The sequence below is a fragment of the Pseudohaliea sp. genome (assembly GCF_054552115.1).
In genome coordinates, this window is the sequence record NZ_JBTOLW010000010.1 from 45,432 (window position 1) to 62,412 (window position 16,981).

Sequence of the window (16,981 nt, forward strand, 5' to 3'; positions counted from 1 at the left end):
ACTTGTCAGATCAGGGTCAGATCGGGCGTGGGAGCCTTACTCCACGACAGCGTAGATCTCGCTTTCGCCCATGAGAATCAGTTCTTCACCATCGATCTCGATGGTGTTGCTGCCGGCGTACTGGCCGAAAACCACCGTATCACCGACCTTGACGGCCACCGGGCGCTGTTCGCCGTTGTCGAGCACCTTGCCGTCACCTACCGCGACAACCTCGCCCTGGTTCGGCTTTTCCTTGGCGGAGCCGGGCAGGACGATACCTCCAGCGGTGGTCTCCTCTTCTTCCTTGCGACGAACGACCACGCGGTCGTACAGCGGACGGATTTTCATTGGCTACTTCTCCAAGCTAACAACGTTATCAATCCCCTGGCGGGGCCTGTCGCATCTATTGGGGCCCGGGGCTCGCTTTTCAAGGGATTTTTAGCACTCTTTTTGGCCGAGTGCTAAATTTTGAGGCAGGCATTTGTTTTTAAAGACTTTTTTACTGGCGCGGGGTACTGTCATCCTCATCGACACGGGTGTAGTCCCCCTCGATGGTCGCATCGTGGCGCCAGTCACGGGCCGTATGGCCCGGCCCGTAGGGGTCCTCTGCGGCCGGGGCACCGAAAAGCCAGCGGGAGAGCCGGCGCCTGAGCGGCCCGATGAGCACCAGCAGGGCCAGCGTGTCCGTGATCAGCCCGGGCACCATGAGCAACAGCGCTGCCAGCCCCACAGCCATGTCGTCGACGAAGATCTGCGGGCCGAACAGCCGCCCCTCCTGGGCTTCGCGGAGCCGGTTGAAGAGGTCGCGGCCCTGCAGACGCAGGAGTGCGAGGCCGGCGACGAAGGTGAGGAACACATAGGCGAGGGCGGCGACGGCGCTGGTGGCCACACCGAGCTGGATCAGGGTGAACAGTTCCAGCCACGGCAATAGCAGGAGCAACAATCTCATGGGGTCAGTATGGGGGCGGGGGGCGCTAATGCAAGGGATGCCCGGGCAGGGCGCGCTTGCCAGCCTGCCGGCGCGGGGGCAAGCTGCCGCCATGGCGGCGGACCCGACAATCGACGAGCGCATCTGGCTGGTGGTGGCAAGCATCCCCGCCGGGCGGGTCTGCAGCTATGGCGATGTCGCCCGCCTCGCCGGCCTGCCGGGGGCCGCCCGGCGCGTCGGGCGCGCCCTGCGCGCGCTGCCCGATGGGAGCAGCATACCCTGGCACCGTGTCGTGGGCGCCGGCGGCCGGCTGTCGCTGCCACCGGAAACCCGGGCCGGCCGCGAGCAGCGGCGACGCCTCGGCGAGGAAGGCATCACCGTATCCGCCAGCGGCCGCCTGCCCTTCGCCGCCTGTCGCTGGCAGCCGTGAGCAGCGGCCCGGGCCTTCGCGCCGGCGTCCGCCGGCCCGACGACTACCAGCTTGAGCTGGAGTGCCTGCGCGGCTGGGCCATTACCCTGGTTTTCCTGTTCCACGCCTGGGGCATCTCTGTCGGGGGAGGCGCCCGCGAGCCGATTCCGCCCTGGCTGGCCTTCGTCGTCGCGGGCAATACGGGCGTGACCCTGTTTTTCGTGCTCAGCGGCTTCCTGCTCAGCCGCCCCTGGCTGCGCAGCCTGCAAGGGACGCGGCCGCCGCCCGCTACACGCAACTACCTGGTGGCACGGGCCCTGCGCATCCTGCCGCTCTATTACCTCGCCGTCGCCGTCGCCATGCTGGCCAGCGGTGAGCCGGGGCGCGTGCTGCCCGCCCTGTGGTTCCGTTTCCTCGGTTTCGAGGTTTTCCCCTGGAGCGTGGTCTGGTGGACCCTGATCACCGAGGTGCAGTTCTACCTGGTACTGCCGCTCGCCGGTTGGCTCGCCTGCCGGGGGCCGGGCGGTCGCCGGCTGCTGCTGGCCCTGCTGCTGGCCTGGGGCTTCGCCTACGCGGTGCTTGTCACTGGCGGCGGGGAGAGCAAGGGTTTCCTGCTCACGAAATCACTCTTCGCCCGGCTGCCGGCGTTCCTCCTCGGTGCTGCCGCGGCCTGGCTGTCGCTGCACAGCGCCCGGCTCGCCCGGGCGCCGGCCTGGCAGCGCCTCGCCGGCACCCTGCTCTGCCTCGTTCTCCTGGCGTTTCTCCTCCAGACGGTCACCGCCATGGGTGACCGCGCCGCCGAGCAGCGCTGGCACCTGCACCACAGCCTCGAAGCCGCGCTGTGGGCGGCGCTGCTGTTGCTCCTGCTCGCCGGCCCTTTCCCGGCTCGCACCCTCATGATCAATCGGCCGCTGGCGTGGGTCGGCAAGCTGTCATACTCGATCTACCTGAACCACGTGCCGATCCTCTTCTACCTCATCTTCCCGGCGAAGGCCGGCGTGGAGAACTACGCGGGCTCGCTCGCGGCGTGGGGCTGGCCGCTCCTCGGCGCGACGCTGTCGCTCGCCCTCGCAGCCGTGACCTGGCGCTTCGTGGAGCTGCCTTTCCTCAACCTGAAGGGGCGGCTGGCGCGCTGACCGCGGCCTGCTGCGGCCGGCGCCGATGGATCTTGGCGGCCTCCGTGGGCAGATGGCCGAGGAAGTTGAGCGGGGCAGCGGTCGTGAACTCGCTGTTGCCGCGCAAGGCCCGGTACTGCTCCCGGTAGGCCTCGAGGCGTGCCGCCCGCCGCTCCGGTCCGCTATTGGTAGTCGCCCCGCCGTGCACCTGGTGGAAGCTCCCCTCCCCAACCAGCTGCACAAGCTCGGCCCCGGCGGCTTCGCTCGCCCGCTTGAAGAAATCAAGGTTGGCGAAGCCGCCGCCGGGCAGGTCGAAGCGCGGGTCCAGGCCGCCGAGCCGCTCGAACAGTTCCCGCCGCAGGATAAGGCAATTGGACTCAAACATACGGTTGAACCAGGTGGTGTGGCTGGCGCCGCCGCGCAGTGGCGCACCGACCTCGAACAGCCGGTAGCCATCCGCTGGCCAGTCGATGCGCGCCAGGAGCCGGTCTTCGCGCGCCTGATCGTAGCCGTTCAACACCGTTTCCGGCTGGTCGCCGGGACCCAGGTAGAAGTAGCGCACGGCGATCACCGGCTCGGCAAAGGCGGCGGCGGCGCGCAGGGACCAGCGGAACACCCCCGGGGTAAGCAGGTGGGCGCCGTCGATCATGATGCAGAGGAGCTCCCCGCGGGCCTCGGCCGCGCCCAGGTTCACCGCCATTACGGGGCTCGGCTCGGGCTCAGGTACGGAGAACTGGCGCAACGGCACCCGGGCCGCGAGCGCGTCGTCCAGTGCCAGCGGCGCCGGGGAACCGTTGTCGACCAGCAGTATCTCGTAGTCGAGCGACGCCGCGTCCAGCTGGTAATCGCGGGCAAGACTTTCGAGGGTGCGGGGCAGCTCGCGCTGCATCCCGTAGCGTACCAGGACGATCGACAGCTTCACGGCGTCAGAGCACCAGGGGCTGCTGTTTCGCCGGCGCCGTGGAGGCGGCGAAGAACCAGGACTCCACGGCGTAACGAAGCTCGGTGTCGTCGGGGCTGCCGCCGGTACGGTGCAGGTTGTAATGATCGAAAAACAGGGCATCCCCGGGCGCGAACCGCGGATACAGGCGCGGCCGCTCTTTCGTCAGCCTGTCCACGAGGCCGGGGCCCACGGTCCAGTCAAAATAGGAACCATCGGTACCCGTCGGGTGAATGACGGGCTCTCGCCCCCCGACCAGCTCCATGCCCGGTGCCGGCGCACCCTCACCGCAAGCACTCAGGGCAATCCACAGGTTGACAGTGCGGATGCCATCGCCAAGGAAGCGCCCGTCCTGGTGCCACCCGGCCTGTCGATCGGGCTTTGGCTCCACCTTGCGCAGCACCCATTTCTTTACCGAGAGCACACCGGGCTCCCCGAGATAGGCCTCGAGCAGCGTGGGTAGCTGCAAAGCGTGGTAGAGCTCGCAGAGCAGGAAGGCGGCGGCTGGCGAGTCGACCGCCCAGAGCGAGCCTGTCGTTCGCTCGCTGTTGCCGCCAAGGGCGCCAAACTGCTGCGGCGCACCCTTGACACCGGATGCACGCCCATACCACCGGGCGTCCGCCGCCCGCCCCGCCGCCGCATCGCGCCGGGCCTCGAAGGCCCTGTCGAGCGCATCGCGCAGCATTTCGACCCGGGGCGGCGCAACCAGCCCGCGAACGATAACGCCACCGGCGCCCTGGATCCCGTCGCGGAGAACCTCGGCGTCCAGCGCCGAAGCGGGAATGTCGGAAAGGGTCGCCCTTCGCGCCAGGGGCGGATCATCGATCGTTCCACGGCGCGGCGCAGGCCAGCGCCGCTCGCGGAAAGCCGCCAGGCGCAGATCGATGATATCCCGTTCAAGCGTTGCGCAGGGCGTTTTGCGGTTCGCCGCGAGCAGCTCTCGCAGGCGCAGCGCGGCGGTTCCGGCAGTCGCTGTTTCCATCTCAAGCATCCTCTCCTGCGCGGATCGCGGCACAGCCCTTCGCCCCCAGCCTACCGGCCAGCGCGCTGGCACTGTCCCCTCCGGCGAGCGATTCCAGATCGTCATTGAACAGCAGCGGGCGGCCGAGGCGGCCCAGGAACGGCGACCCGCCCTCGCGATCGCTGCCAAGGTATGCCGGGCGATGGTAGACATCAAGGGGAAGAACCGGCTGTTCGATGGTCGATTCGTCGAGCAGCCGGCCGTCAGCATAGAGCCGCAGCCGGGCGCGCGCCTCGGCCGGGAATGCGGGGGCATGGTTGAAGCGGCTGTCGACCAGCAGGGCCGTCGTGGGCCCCGCCGGCAGGGGGCCACTGGCTTCCAGCTGGCCGACCCGCGCCGTGACGCGCCCCGCCTCCAGGCTTAGCGACCACAGGGGCGCCTGGTCCAGCAGCACCTGCGCTGGCTGTAAGTCGCGCGCGGCCAGGCAGAAAACGGCGGTGCGGCCGCCGTAGCCGGGTGCTCGTGCCAGCGCATCACCGGTCAGGATACCGTGCCCGCTGTCGCCACGGGGCAGGAAACGATAATGAACGACAGCGGCTTCGCGTCGAAAGCGCTCGTAAGCAGCGATCAGCGCGCCGACCACCGGCGGCTCGCTGGCGTTTTCCTCCACGGCGACGAGCTGCGGTGCGTCGCCGGTCGAGCCCAGCAGGCGCCAGCGCCCATCCGGCGTCAGCGCGGACCACCGGCGATAAGGCCCCGGGCCGGCTTCCCAGAACAGGGGGTCTGTTCGCACCCTCGGCGCGGCGAGAAAAGCCGGGCCCGGCGCGGGGGCACCGGCCGCCGCGACCAGGGTGGCGAAGTAATCCGTGTAGGCAACGACCCGGTCGTCGCTGCGCCCCGCGGCCACACGCCCGGGCCAGCGCACGACCAGGGGCGTTCGCAGGCCGCCTTCGTGAAGGTGGCCCTTGCTGCCGGGGAGCGGCGGCGCGGCCGGGAGGAAGCGCGCATCGGTGCCGTTGTCGCCGGCCAGCAGGATCAGCGTATTGTCGGCGACCCCCGCCTCCTCGACCGCCGCGAGCAATCGGCCGACCGCCCGGTCCAGCACCTCGACCATGGCGAGATAGCGGCCCCGGGGCGTATCCGGGTAGCGCTCCGCAATCGCCGGCGGCGCCTCGTGTGGCGTGTGCGGTGCGAGGGTCCAGACATTGAGCAGCCAGGGCCGGTCACCGGGTGCCGAACGAATACGCGCCACCGCCGCATCGACGATCAGGTCTGTGAGGAAGCCGGGCTCCTGCTGCGGCGGCTTGTTGTCGCGCTGTAGCCAGGGGTCCCGGTAGGTCGGCCGGCGCAGCTGCCACCCGGTGGCGTCTCCCGGCTGGCGCAGGAGAAACTGGTTCAGGAAACCATGGAAATGATCGAAGCCCTGCTGGCGGGGCCAGGCCAGCCGGGAGGCGAAGCCGGCGTGCCACTTGCCGACATGCCAGGTGGCATAGCCGAGGGCCCGGAGCGCGTCGGCATAGGTTCGTGTCTCCGGGCTGATACCGAGGCCCGCGGGCCGGAAACCGGACCGGGCCGGTGACGCCCCCGTCAGCAGGCCGACGCGGGTCGCCGCACAGCTGGCATCTACGTAGTGGCGGGTAAAGCGCGTGCCCTCGGCGGCGAGCCGGTCGATATGGGGCGTATGCGCATCGGCGGCGCCGAAGGCACCGACGGCGTCGACTCCGAGGTCGTCCGCGAGAATGAACAGGATATTGGGAGCGGCCTGCCCCGCCGCCGGCACGAGGAGCAGGAGCAGGAGACCGGCGAGCCGCAAGCGCCGCGGCCGGGGATCAGCCCTCTGCCGCACCCCGTCCCGGCTCGCCGTTGCCCGCGGGCCGCTCCTTGCCCTGGCCGCCCTTGGCACCCTGACCCCGCAGCGCACGGAAGCGTGCGGCCTGGCGGCGCGCCTCGAGAAAATGGGCGGCGTGCGCATAGAACTGGCGGAGCTTGTGTTGCGCCGCAGCATCGCCGGTGAAGAGGAGCTCCAGCAGCGGATGGACCGGTCGCTCGCCGCCCGGTTTGCGCAACACCCCGAGGCCGAAGCCGTGGTCGAAGCGGAACGTCTCCGGGTGCGAGGCCATCAGTTCCTCGAAATAGCGCCAGGCGCCGTACTCGGGCAGCCGCGCCATGACATCGTGGAACAGCACGATACCGCCGGGCTGGACCCTGGGGTACCAGCTCTCGAAATCCTCCCGCACCGCCTCGTAGGTATGCAGGCCGTCGATATGCAGGAGACCGATGCTCTCGTCTTCGAACTGCGGCAGTGCCTCCTGGAAAAGCATGCGCAGCAGGTACGCAAAGCCGCGGTAATGCTCCCGGGCATGGGCCTGCACGTCGCGGAAGATGGATTCGTCGTAGCTGTCTGTATGCGCATCCCCCTCCCACGTGTCGATGGCATAGGCGACGGCGTCCACGTCGAAGTCCTGCAGCGCCTGGCAGAAGGTAAAAAAGGACAGGCCGTTGTAGACCCCGAGTTCGACCACCATGCGGGGCCGCAGTGCTTCCACCAGGTCGTAGGCAAAGGGCAGGTGGTCGACCCAGGTGCTGAAGACCATGCGCCGCGGCTCGAAACCGCGCAGGGAGGGCGGGAAGTAGATAGCACTCATCCTCCGCTACCCTGCTGCTGGCGACGCGCCGTGTCGTGGAGCAGTACCGGTGCTTCGCAGGGTGCCGACGGCTCGCCGGCACCGGCCAGCCGGTTTGCCGAGTACTGTACGAAGCGGTGCACGTTCGGGCTCAGCTCGCCCAGGAACAGCGGGCTCGTCCGCGGGCTCGCATAGTCGCGGCCACGGAGCCGGCGGTACTGGGCCTTGATCTCGTCGATGAACAGCTCGCGTGCCTCCGGCGCTTCGCCGCCAGTGGTCACGCCGCCGTGGAACTGGTGGAAGGTGCCCTCCCCGGGCAGCATCACGTGCTGTACGCCCGGGTGCTCGCAGGCGCGCTTGTACAGGTCGAGGTTGACCATGCCGCCGCCGCGAAGGTCGAAGCGCGTGTCCATGCCGCCGAGTTCTTCCCACACGCGCCGGGGCATGCTCAGGCAGTTGCTCTCGCTGATCGGCAGGTAGAAACCGCCGGCACAGGAGCCACTGAAGCAGGCGATGTCGAAGAGCCGGTAGCCGTCTCGCGGCCAGTCGATGGACGCCAGGAGCTGCTGATCCTGCTCCACATCGTAACCGTTGGCGACGGCGAGCTGCTGCAGCTCCGAGCCGATATGATAGCCGGGCACGGCGACGATCGCGCTGTCGTGGAGACGGTGACCCGCCAGCAGGCCGTGGACGATGCCCGGCGTCAGCAGGCGCGCGCCGTCGATCATCACGCAGACGTTGCTGCCCCGGGCCCGGCGAACACCCTCGTTTACCGCGTGCACCGGCGTTGGCGCCGTCTCGTCGCGAAGCAGGTAGCGGAAGTTGGCTGGCAGGCCCGCTATAAAGCCCGGGTCGAGCAACTCGCCCGAGCGGTTTTCGACGATGAGCACCTCGTAATCGCCGGGGCTGGCTCCCTGCTGGTAATCCGGCAGCAGCGAACGGATGGTATTCCTGGCCTGCAGGGCCATCCGGTAGACGACGACGACAATGCTCAGCTTCGGCGGACGCAGCCGCCCGGCAGCATTCCTCACGGTTTGCATCATGGCGCGGAGGGCCCTCTTGCCGTGGTCTTATGGTCTTATGGTGGCCCGCGCCGCCCGGCGCAGGCGGCCGTGGAGCCAGTGCAGCGCCAGGGGCAGGCGGTCACTGCCGCTGGCCTTGCGCAACCCCTCCTCGAAGAAGGGCTCCTCGGCAACGCCCGCGGCATCCAGGCCGAGCTCGCGAGCGAGCCGCTCTACTGTAGCACGATAGCTGGCAGCGTCGACGTCGAAATCCACGAGGGGGAAGCCCCGCCCCCGGCGCAGCGCCAGGAGCCGCCGGTTGTAGTTTTTCCACAGGCCGTGGGCCATGTCCCGTTCCATGCCGCTGCGGTTGGCGAGGGACGCGGCGACCGCTGCCGGGTGGCGGAACACGCCGACGAATTCCATGGCCGGGTACAGCTCCAGCCAGCCGTCGATCACGAGGAGCGTGCGCGGGTCCTTAAAGCCGGCGACCGGCGCATCGGCCAGGGAGGCGAGGATCTCCCGGGCCCGCGCCTTGTGTGCCGCGCTCCAGCGTACCCGGGACGGCGGCGCATCCCAGCTGCCGCCATTGGCCGCGAGCACGGCATCATTGAGGTCGACGATGGCCTGGTTCTCCCGGTTGCCCTTCAGGTTGTAGCGGTTCCACTCGTGCACCTCGCCGAGGGCCAGTCCGGCGCGCTGCAGGGAGCCGGTCAGGCAGCTGGTGCCACTGCGATGCATGCCGACGACGGCGATGAGCCGCTGCGGCGCGGGCGCAGCGGGACTCACGGTGCCTGCTCCCTTGTGGCCGCGCCCCGGCCCTGGCGGCGCTCCCGTGCCATGAGCACCAGGACCAGGGTGATCGCCGGGATGCCGAGAGCGGCCGCCACGACGAAGAACCAGGGATAGCCGCTCTTGTCCACCAGCCAGCCCGAGAAACCGGAGATGAACTTGCCCGGTAGCGTCATGAGCGAACTGAACAGGGCGTACTGGGTCGCCGTGTAGCTTCGGTGCGTCAGGCTCGAGAGGTAGGCCACGAAGGCCGTGGCCGCGATACCGCCGCTCAGGTTGTCCGCGCTGATCACCAGCGCCAGCCACAGGATCGGCGGCGTCACGGTACCGCCCTCGAGCGCGAGGAGGGAAAAGAGGAGGTTTGTCGCGGCGACAAGGACCGCGCCGAGCAGCAGCGGCCGCAGGATGCCGAAGCGGAGCACCAGCAGGCCGCAGAGCGCGGAACCGGCGACCGTCATGAAGAAGCCGAAAAGCTTGGCGATGCTCGCGATCTCCGACTTGCTGTAGCCGAGATCCAGGTAGAAGGGATTGGCCATCACCCCCATGGCGATATCCGAGAGCCGGAACACGGCGACAAAGACAAGCACCACGACGGCGAAGCGGCGGTAGCGCTGCAGGAACTCGAGGAAGGGGCAGATCACCGCGCCGAGGAGCTGGCGCTGCCAGAAGGCGCGCCGCTCCAGGTGCATGGGGCGGCCCATGACCTGGTCGACCATGGCCGAGTCCATGCGCTGCTGCTCCAGCGCACCCCGGTGCGGCGGTTCGTCGCCCCACAGGGTTGCCGCCATGCACACAGCGACCAGCCCGGCCATGGCGAGGTAGGCCGCGGACCAGCCGCTTGCATCGGCGATGTAGAGCGCCCCGGCGCCCGCGACCAGCAGGGCAACCCGGTAGCCGAAGATATAGCCGGCGGAAAGTGCGCCCTGCTCTTCATCGGGCGCCGATTCGATACGAAACGCATCAAGCGCCACGTCCTGGGTCGAGGAGGAGAAGGCCACCAGCACCGCCGCCACGGCAATGGGCGCCAGGGACGCCGCCGGGTCGAGCCGGCTCATGGCGGCGAGCCCGGCGGCGATGCCCAGCTGGCCGAGGAGTATCCACCCCCGGCGCTGGCCGAGGAACGCCGTCAGCAGCGGCAGGCGCACCCGGTCCACCACCGGCGCCCAGAGGACCTTGAGCGAGTAGGTCAGGCCTACCCAGGCAAAGAAACCGATCGCCGTGCGGGCCACCCCCTCGTCGCGGAGCCAGGCCGTGAGCGTGGAGAAGACCAGCAGGAACGGCAGTCCCGCCGAGAAGCCGAGCAGGCTGATGACCAGTACCGGCTTGCGGGCGTAGACCCCGAGCGCGGCACGCCAGGAGGATGCCTGCCCGCCGGCGCTAGTCACAGCGCGCGGCCCGCAGCGCCAGCGCCTCGCGGTAGAGGGCCATGTCCCGCGCATGCCAGGCCTCCACCTCGGCGCGGAAAGCCGGATCGGCGATGTAGGCGCCGCGGCTGCCGTGCTCCTGGTCCGCGTTCACATTGCGCGGTGTGACCGGTGGCTGCGCCCCCGCGAGGAAATGCTCGCTGAAATAGCGCACATCTTCATCGTAGTGCTCGGTGATACCCACAAAGTCGAAACGCCGGAGCGGGAAGCCCCAGAGGAAGGCGCTGTACATGTCGCGCAGTTCCGGCCCGAGGCAGAAGCGCTCCAGGGTCCAGCGCTCCTCGACGACCTGCCGGTGCAGGCGCCCCGCATCGAGAGGGTTGTAGCTCCGGTGCCAGTAATGGTAGTGCGACGCGAGACGCTCCACCGGGTCGCGCAGCCAGACCACGAAGTGGCGGCCCTCCCGCGCCGGCAGCAGTGCGTACTTGAGCGGCAGGAAATGACCGTGGATACAGCGCGCGGCGCGCACACGGGCCGGCGGCAGCGCGAGGCGCAGGCAACCGCCCAGGGCGCGCAGCCGCCGCGTCGCCACGGAGCGGTTGATCGGCCGGTCCCGGTAATCGCGCAGCAGCCCGTCGCCATACACCGCCTCCAGGAGCCCGAGGAAGCTTGTCCCCGCCGTCTTGGGCAGGTGCAGGGAGATCAGCATGCGGGCTCGTCCCGGCTGGCCGCGAAGCCGGCGAGGAGCTCGGCGGCACGCTCCCAGTCCACGGGGGCCGGGGTCCGTGGGTAGCGCGAAAAGTCCTCCGGGAAGAGCCTTTCGCGGCCGAACCAGCGCCGCGCGACGGCGGCATTACCGGCGGCGAAGGCGGCATAGAACTCCTCGGCTTCCGCCCGCGGCGGCAGCACGCTGGCGCCGGCGCCGGCGCCGTTAGCCTGCAGCCAGGCGGCGAGGGCATCCCGGGTCGGGCGGTGCCGGTCGCGGCTCTCGCGATCGCCGGCGCAGCACTCGTTGAAGCGCAGCAGCGCGGCCTGTGCCGGTGCGGACAGGGCCGTGTTGACAGGTTCCGGCAGGGCCAGGTCGAGGAGCGGCAGACCGGCGAAATGGCAGAAATCGCTGACCACGTCGCCACCGTGGAGCAGGCTGCGGTCATAGAGGCAGGGATGCACGGCCGCCTCGCCGAACGCATCGGCCCAGCGCGTGAGCAGCGCCTCGAAGTCGAAGTAGGGGGGCGGGCTGCGCCGCGGCCGCCGGACGTTGGCGATGGGCAGGATCGTGGGGGGGATGAAGCCGGCGCGCAGCTTCTGGCTGTAAAAGCTGAGCGCCAGCTCATCCTGGCGGCGCAGGTAGACCCGCACCTGGATGTCGTCGAAGCGAGGCCGCAGGAAGGCAGCCAGCTCGGCGACCTGCGCGGGTTCCAGGAGCCGGGAGTGGAAATGCTCCGACGTGATGACGAACAGGTCCGCCGTGCAGCCGGCGACCTCGGCAGCGAAGGCCTCGAGGAAGTCCCGCCGCCAGCGGGCGCGCGCTTCGGTATCGTCCAGCCCATGAAGCCGCGTATAGTCATCGCTCTCGTCCGGGGCCATGAAGGCCGCAGCAAGGGCCCGGTTGTTGCCTCTCCCCGCGCTGGCGCAGCAGTGCACCCCCGACGCGGCCAGTTCCCGGGCCCCGCGCGACAGGTAGGCCTGCAGGGAGCTGGAACCGGTCTTCTCGGTGCCGATGTGGATGACGGCGCGCACGGCTCAGGCTCCCGGGCCACCGGGGAGCCCGGTTTCAGGCAAAGGTTTCACGGGCGTAGTATCCCTTGTCGAACACCCACCGGTACTTGCGGTAGACGAGGGGCTCGAGTTCGGGCGTAAAGTAGTCGCGGTAGTCGTGACGCTGCGTGGTGTTGACCGCCTCGGCGCGGAAGGGTGCTGAAAAGCAGTCCGCGCAGCCAAGCGCGATGGCGCTGCCCAGCGCTTCCTGGCGGGCGACCAGGAGGTTATCCGGGACGAAGCCGTCGACCGTGTAGTAGTCCCGGAAATCGAACCACCACCGCGATTCCGCCACGAAGGCCGGGAAGTCGCCAGCGAGCGCGAGCTCCTGGGCGCGGCCACGGTCCCAGGGGTGCCCGTTGCGCAGGTAGTGGTAGCGGGAGACCTCCATGGCGTAGGGGTTGCGCACCATGACCAGCACCCGGCGGAAGCGGTCGACCCGGTGCGGCAGGCCCTGCCCGGCGAACCAGGCGTCCACCGTAGCGAGGTTCTGGTGCCGGCGCCCGGTGACCACGCGGACGCCCTCCCGCCCGGCGAGGTCACCCTCGTGCCCCGCCTGTACGGCGTAGTAGACGGGCGCGCGCAGGCTGCGCGTTAGCGCCTCGCTGACCGCCATGCCCGCCGTTTTCGGGACATGAAGAAACAGCAGTTCGTCGTTGAAAACCACGTCGCGGGAACCCCGGGAATCGTTGAGCAGCGCCCGGCTGACAGCTGCCGAGCGTGCCGCGCAGTGTACCACCGGCGCGGAAAGAGCGGCCAGCAGTGGGGACAGTGGCGCGGCGGCCCGCTACACTGCGGACATGATCGATCACGCCACCATCGCCGAGGCCATTACCGGTTTCACCACGGACACCGGGCGGTGGCGGGCGGTCCCGGCAGCGGAGTTCGCGGCCAATGGCATCATCGTGGAGGGCGCCCCGGAGCGGGTGGCGCTGTATCTTCGGGACGGCATTCGCGATGCCCGCGTAACGCTGGTCCCGCCCGCTGAAGGCCAGGCCCGGGTGTTCATCGGCAACAACCTGCGCGGCACGCTGCGCGCCGCGCTGCGCGGTGCCGGCAGCACGCTCTACGTCGGGGATAACTGCAGCTTCAACGACCTCACGATCCGCTCCCGGCAGCCCGGCGACCTGGTCGCCTGCGGCAGCGACGTGGCGGTGACCGGGCCGGGAACCTGGATCTCCGGCCTGGAGGCGTCCCCGGGACGACCGGCACTGGTCGTCGGCGACTGCTGCCTGTTCGCTGCGGACGTCACGCTGCGCAACAGTGACGGGCACCCGGTACTGGACTGCGACAGCGGCGAGATCACCAACGCGCCGGCCCGGGGTATCCTGATCGAGCCGCACGCCTGGCTGGGCGAGCGCAGTGCCGTGCTCAAGGACGTAACCATCGGCGCCTTCGCGCGGGTCGGCTTCGGCAGCGTGGTCACGGGGAACCTGCCCCGCTGCGCCGTCGCCCGGGGTATACCGGCAACCTTCCGCGTGGACAGTACCCGCTACTGGGCCTGGGACGGGTCGGAGACGGGAAGGGCCCGGGCCGCCGCCTTCCTCGCGCGCTTTCCGCCAGGCGCAGAGCGGCAGCCGGACGGCCCGGGCTCAGGCGACTAACCCGCGCCGGCAGCAGTCTCGCGCAGCGGCGGCGGTAGGTCGCGACGCAGCATGGCTTCCGCCTGCCCGCGGCTGAAATGGGCCGCCAGCCAGTCACCGTAGCGCGCCATTCGCGTCGCCGGCTCCGCGCTGCCTTCGATGATCCCGACAATGGCCTCCGCAAGCGCCTGCGCGCTCTCCGCCACCCTCAGCACCTGGCACGCATCGGGAATGCCCTCGGCACCGACAGGGGTCGTGACCAGCGGCACATTGTGCTGTACGGCCTCGATGACCTTGCCCTTCACGCCCGCCCCGTAGCGCAGCGGCACGACGGCGAGCCCCACCTGGCGATAGAGCGCGGCGAGCTCCCCGTCACTCACGTAGCCGTGCACGGTCACCTGCGCTGAGGCCAGCGCCCGCACCTGCTCGCCCGGATTGGAGCCCACCAGGTGGACGTGTACGTCCCGGCAGGCCGCATTGACCAGGGGCAGGATCCCGGTCGCCAGCCAGCGCGCGGCATCGACATTCGGCGGGTGATTGAAGCCACCCACGAAGAGCACATGACGCGGCTGAGACGGCGCGTAGTCCGGGAGCAGGTGGTCCGGCAACGCATAGAGAGGCACGGTGCGCAGCGCCAGGCCCGGCCGTTCACGGGCGATTTCGTCGATCTCCACCGTGGAGAAGTAATAGATCCGGTCCACCTGCTCGAACACGGCGTACTCGCGCTTGCGCCAGCTTTCGGCTTCCCTCGCAAGCGCGGGGGCGTCGAGGACGGCGGCCTCGCGCCGCATGCGTAGGTAATGCAGGTCGTGGCCGAAGAAGCTCACGGGCGGGCGCGGGGAAAGCTTCGCGAGGTGGGGCAGGAACTGCTCCGCCACGTGCGGCCGGTGCAGGAAGATCTCGTCGATGTAGGGGGCGTGCTCGCTGAACCAGCCGTCGAGATCCCGGGCGACGGACTCTCCCACCAGCACTTCCACCCCCAGCTGCTGCAGCGCCCGCGTATAGGGCTGGTGGGGGAAAAAATTGGCGCCCATGAACTGCACCCGGTAGCCCAGGGCCAGCAGGAGCTGCAGGTAAAGAAAGGTGGAGCGCGAGCCCGCGTCCTTGTCGTAGTGGGGTACATAGTGGTCGATGACCAGCACGCAGCGACGCCCGCGCGAGCGATCCCGGGCCCAGACGACATGCTCGGCGTTCTCGAAGTGCTCGGCGTCCAGCACGGCCTGCCACTTGCCGGCGAAGACGGCCTGGTTATGCACCTGGTGCTTCTTGACCCCTGCGTTCAGGTCCGTGCCGTTGCTCACGCCCTCGAAATGAAAGACCCGCGAGGCGGGCTGGTAGACCACGCGGTAGCCGGCGGCGCGGACCGCGAAGCACAGGTCCGCGTCCTCGTAGTAGGCGGGCGCGAAGCGCTCGTCGAAGCCACCGAGTTCGTCCCAGAGCGAGCGGCGCACCATCAGGCAGGCGCCGGAGACGTAGTCGACGTCCTTGCGATAGCCGTAGGCCGGCTTCTCCGGGTCATCCCCGCGCCCGAAATTCCAGCCCGAGGCGTCACGCCAGAGAATCCCGCCGGCTTCCTGCAGCTTGCCGTCACCGAACAGCAGCATGGGGCCGGCCGCCCCGACGGCGGCATCCTCGAACACCGCCAGCAGCGGTTCCAGCCAGCCGGCCGTGACCGCCGTGTCGTTGTTGAGCAGGAGCACGAAGTCGCCGCGGGCTTCGCGGGCCGCGCGGTTGCAGTTGCGCAGGAAACCGGCATTCTCGCCGCGCACCACCTTCACCCCCTGCATGCGCTTTCCGAGGCTGGTGGTGAGATCGGTGGAGCCGTCGTCCGCGACGATGATTTCCACCGGCGTGTCACCCAGGTGCTCGTGCAGGGCCTTCAGGCAGTGCGCGGTCACCCGGTAGTCGTTATAGACAGGCACGATGATCGAGACGCGGGGCCGGTCGCAGGCCGGGAAGGCGAGCGTCAGTGTATCCAGGTCCGGGTCCAGGGCCTTCGGGTCGAAGACGAGCCGCTCGCCGGCCTGGTCCGGGAAGCGCGCCCGGATCCAGACGCGCAGATCCTCCGGTGAACTGCGGAAGAAGACGCTCGCGGCGCGCTTCAGCCGCGGCCAGCTCAGGCTGCGGGCGGAGCCGGCCGGGTTGCGCGCGACGTAGCGCAGCACATCGGCGGCCATCGCCAGGCGGTTCGGCCGCACCTCCGGGCCGGGCAGGTCGAAATCCTGCGCGTGTCCCCGGGCGGCGATGATCAAACTGTCGTAACTGGTGGCCGTTCCGTGACGGCCGGTCAGCAGCTTGTAGGCGCGCGACACCTGCCGCTGGATCCGCCCCAGCGGCGATGCCTCGAAAGCCTGCAGGTTGCCGTAGGCCTCGCTCAGCGTGTGGAACAGGTAATCGGCCTTCTGCTGGAGCGCGTCGTGCGCCGCCTGGAGTTCCGATCGCTGCTGCTCCAGGGCCCGGTGGTCTTCGGCAAGGGTCTCATAGGCCCCCAGCTGCCTGCGATGTGCCTCTGCCAGGGCCTCGTGCTCGGCCTCCAGGGTCTCGTGCACGGCCTGCAGCCGGGCATGAGCGCCCCGCTCCGTGTCGTGGGCAGCCACCAGCCCGGCATAATCCGTCTCGGTTGCGCGAAGGCGCTCCAGGGCGCGGTCCCGCTCACCGGTGCGCTCCTTGACCAGCGACTCGGCTTCGCGGCGCGCGTTGCCCGTCTCGACGACTTCCGCCAGCGGCGCCAGGGCCGCAGCGAAGTCCCGGAGCCGCGGCAACAGCGACGGCGAGGCCGGGGGCAGCGCGGCCCGGGGCCCGCCGGCACAGAGGTTCTCGCAGTAGCCGGCGAGCAGGGTCTGCTCGAAGGTCTGCAGCGCCCGCTCCCGCTCGGCGAACTGGTCGGCCGCGGCCGCATGCCTTAACGCGGGCTGAAAGAGGTCCCCGGGCGCGGGCGCGGCCAGGGGCAGGCCGAGCCCGGCAAGGTGCTCGAGGAGGCGCTCGAGTTCCGCCGGGTCGGCGGCAATGGCGTCGTAGGATACGCAGACGTGGGGCCGCCCCGCGAGGGCCTCGAGGGCGCAGCGGTTGTAGTGTTCCCACAGGGCCAGCCCATAGGCCAGGGGAAACCCATTGCGGCGCCGCAGCGAATCCGCCACCGCGAGCGGGTTGCGGTAGACGTACAGGATCACGGTTCCCTGTTCCGTCCACGCAGGCCAGGTCAGGCAGAGACGCGGGTCCTTGAGAAAGGTACCGGCCTCTGCGGGCACGCCCTCGGCGAGCGCACGCTGTACCGTCGCCACGGCGGGCACATCGCCACGCAGCGGGTCCGCCGGCGGATCGAACCAGCTCGCCTCCCTTTCCGCAAGCAGTGCGTCGTTCGCGGCTACCAGGTCGCGCCGCTCGAAAAAGCCGAGGGGATTGTCAGCCTGCGCGGCGAGCATGTCGCCGGGCAGGCCCGCGTAGAGACCTGCTTCGGCCAGGACCCGGGCAACCAGCGAAGTCCCCGAGCGGTGCATGCCCAGCACCAGGACGGGCGCGGCCATCAG

16 protein-coding genes are annotated in these 16,981 nt (G+C 69.6%); 3 read left to right on the forward strand and 13 right to left on the reverse strand.

Annotated features, from left to right (window positions below; translation table 11 throughout):
• Nucleotides 1–36: 36 nt before the first annotated feature.
• Both ACX93N_RS07075 and ACX93N_RS07080 read right to left on the reverse strand, forming a co-directional pair.
• Nucleotides 37–327: a co-chaperone GroES gene (locus ACX93N_RS07075; RefSeq protein WP_035515397.1), complete on the reverse strand. Its 291-nt coding sequence runs from the start codon at nt 325–327 to the stop codon at nt 37–39.
• A gap of 151 nt (nt 328–478) precedes the next feature.
• Nucleotides 479–928: an FxsA family protein gene (locus tag ACX93N_RS07080; protein WP_459427702.1), complete on the reverse strand. Its 450-nt coding sequence runs from the start codon at nt 926–928 to the stop codon at nt 479–481.
• Nucleotides 929–956: 28 nt separating this feature from the next.
• On the opposite strand from ACX93N_RS07080, the gene ACX93N_RS07085 reads away from it, so the two are divergent.
• Nucleotides 957–1,337, forward strand: a complete 381-nt coding sequence (locus tag ACX93N_RS07085) for an MGMT family protein (protein WP_459427703.1) — start codon at nt 957–959, stop codon at nt 1,335–1,337.
• Nucleotides 1,334–2,452: an acyltransferase family protein gene (locus tag ACX93N_RS07090; RefSeq protein WP_459427704.1), complete on the forward strand. Its 1,119-nt coding sequence runs from the start codon at nt 1,334–1,336 to the stop codon at nt 2,450–2,452. Before ACX93N_RS07085 ends, ACX93N_RS07090 begins: the two co-directional genes overlap by 4 nt.
• Here the strand turns inward: ACX93N_RS07090 and ACX93N_RS07095 are convergent.
• From ACX93N_RS07095 to ACX93N_RS07140, 10 genes are read right to left on the reverse strand one after another with little or no spacing between them, the layout of a single operon-like run.
• Nucleotides 2,424–3,353, reverse strand: coding sequence for a glycosyltransferase family A protein (locus tag ACX93N_RS07095; protein WP_459427705.1), 930 nt, complete (start codon nt 3,351–3,353; stop codon nt 2,424–2,426). The genes ACX93N_RS07090 and ACX93N_RS07095 overlap by 29 nt on opposite strands.
• Nucleotides 3,354–3,357: 4 nt before the next feature.
• Nucleotides 3,358–4,353 carry a phytanoyl-CoA dioxygenase family protein gene (locus ACX93N_RS07100; RefSeq protein ID WP_459427706.1) on the reverse strand — a complete coding sequence of 332 codons (996 nt, stop codon included), beginning with the start codon at nt 4,351–4,353 and terminating at the stop codon, nt 3,358–3,360.
• A gap of 1 nt (nt 4,354) precedes the next feature.
• Nucleotides 4,355–6,145: a sulfatase-like hydrolase/transferase gene (locus tag ACX93N_RS07105; protein WP_459427707.1), complete on the reverse strand. Its 1,791-nt coding sequence runs from the start codon at nt 6,143–6,145 to the stop codon at nt 4,355–4,357.
• Between the two features lie 16 nt (nt 6,146–6,161).
• A complete protein-coding gene (locus ACX93N_RS07110; protein WP_459427708.1) occupies nt 6,162–6,977 on the reverse strand; it encodes a class I SAM-dependent methyltransferase in 816 nt (271 codons plus the stop codon).
• A complete protein-coding gene (locus ACX93N_RS07115) occupies nt 6,974–7,999 on the reverse strand; it encodes a glycosyltransferase family 2 protein (protein ID WP_459427709.1) in 1,026 nt (341 codons plus the stop codon). Before ACX93N_RS07115 ends, ACX93N_RS07110 begins: the two co-directional genes overlap by 4 nt.
• 27 nt (nt 8,000–8,026) lie before the next feature.
• Nucleotides 8,027–8,746 (reverse strand): hypothetical protein, encoded by a 720-nt coding sequence (locus ACX93N_RS07120; RefSeq protein ID WP_459427710.1) that lies wholly within the window; start codon nt 8,744–8,746, stop codon nt 8,027–8,029.
• On the reverse strand, nt 8,743–10,134 hold the full coding sequence (locus ACX93N_RS07125) for an AmpG family muropeptide MFS transporter (RefSeq protein WP_459427711.1): 1,392 nt from the start codon (nt 10,132–10,134) through the stop codon (nt 8,743–8,745). Before ACX93N_RS07125 ends, ACX93N_RS07120 begins: the two co-directional genes overlap by 4 nt.
• Nucleotides 10,127–10,822: a hypothetical protein gene (locus ACX93N_RS07130; RefSeq protein WP_459427712.1), complete on the reverse strand. Its 696-nt coding sequence runs from the start codon at nt 10,820–10,822 to the stop codon at nt 10,127–10,129. The genes ACX93N_RS07125 and ACX93N_RS07130 overlap by 8 nt, the downstream gene beginning before the upstream one ends.
• Nucleotides 10,816–11,853, reverse strand: a complete 1,038-nt coding sequence (locus ACX93N_RS07135) for a hypothetical protein (RefSeq protein WP_459427713.1) — start codon at nt 11,851–11,853, stop codon at nt 10,816–10,818. The genes ACX93N_RS07130 and ACX93N_RS07135 overlap by 7 nt, the downstream gene beginning before the upstream one ends.
• 34 nt (nt 11,854–11,887) lie before the next feature.
• A complete protein-coding gene (locus ACX93N_RS07140) occupies nt 11,888–12,538 on the reverse strand; it encodes a hypothetical protein (RefSeq protein ID WP_459427714.1) in 651 nt (216 codons plus the stop codon).
• Here ACX93N_RS07140 and ACX93N_RS07145 point away from each other — a divergent pair.
• A complete protein-coding gene (locus tag ACX93N_RS07145; RefSeq protein WP_459427715.1) occupies nt 12,528–13,475 on the forward strand; it encodes an acyltransferase in 948 nt (315 codons plus the stop codon). The genes ACX93N_RS07140 and ACX93N_RS07145 overlap by 11 nt on opposite strands.
• Here ACX93N_RS07145 and ACX93N_RS07150 read toward each other — a convergent pair.
• Complete coding sequence (locus ACX93N_RS07150; RefSeq protein ID WP_459427716.1) at nt 13,472–16,978, reverse strand: glycosyltransferase; 3,507 nt, start codon at nt 16,976–16,978, stop codon at nt 13,472–13,474. The two genes, ACX93N_RS07145 and ACX93N_RS07150, sit on opposite strands and share 4 nt — an antisense overlap.
• Nucleotides 16,979–16,981: the final 3 nt, after the last annotated feature.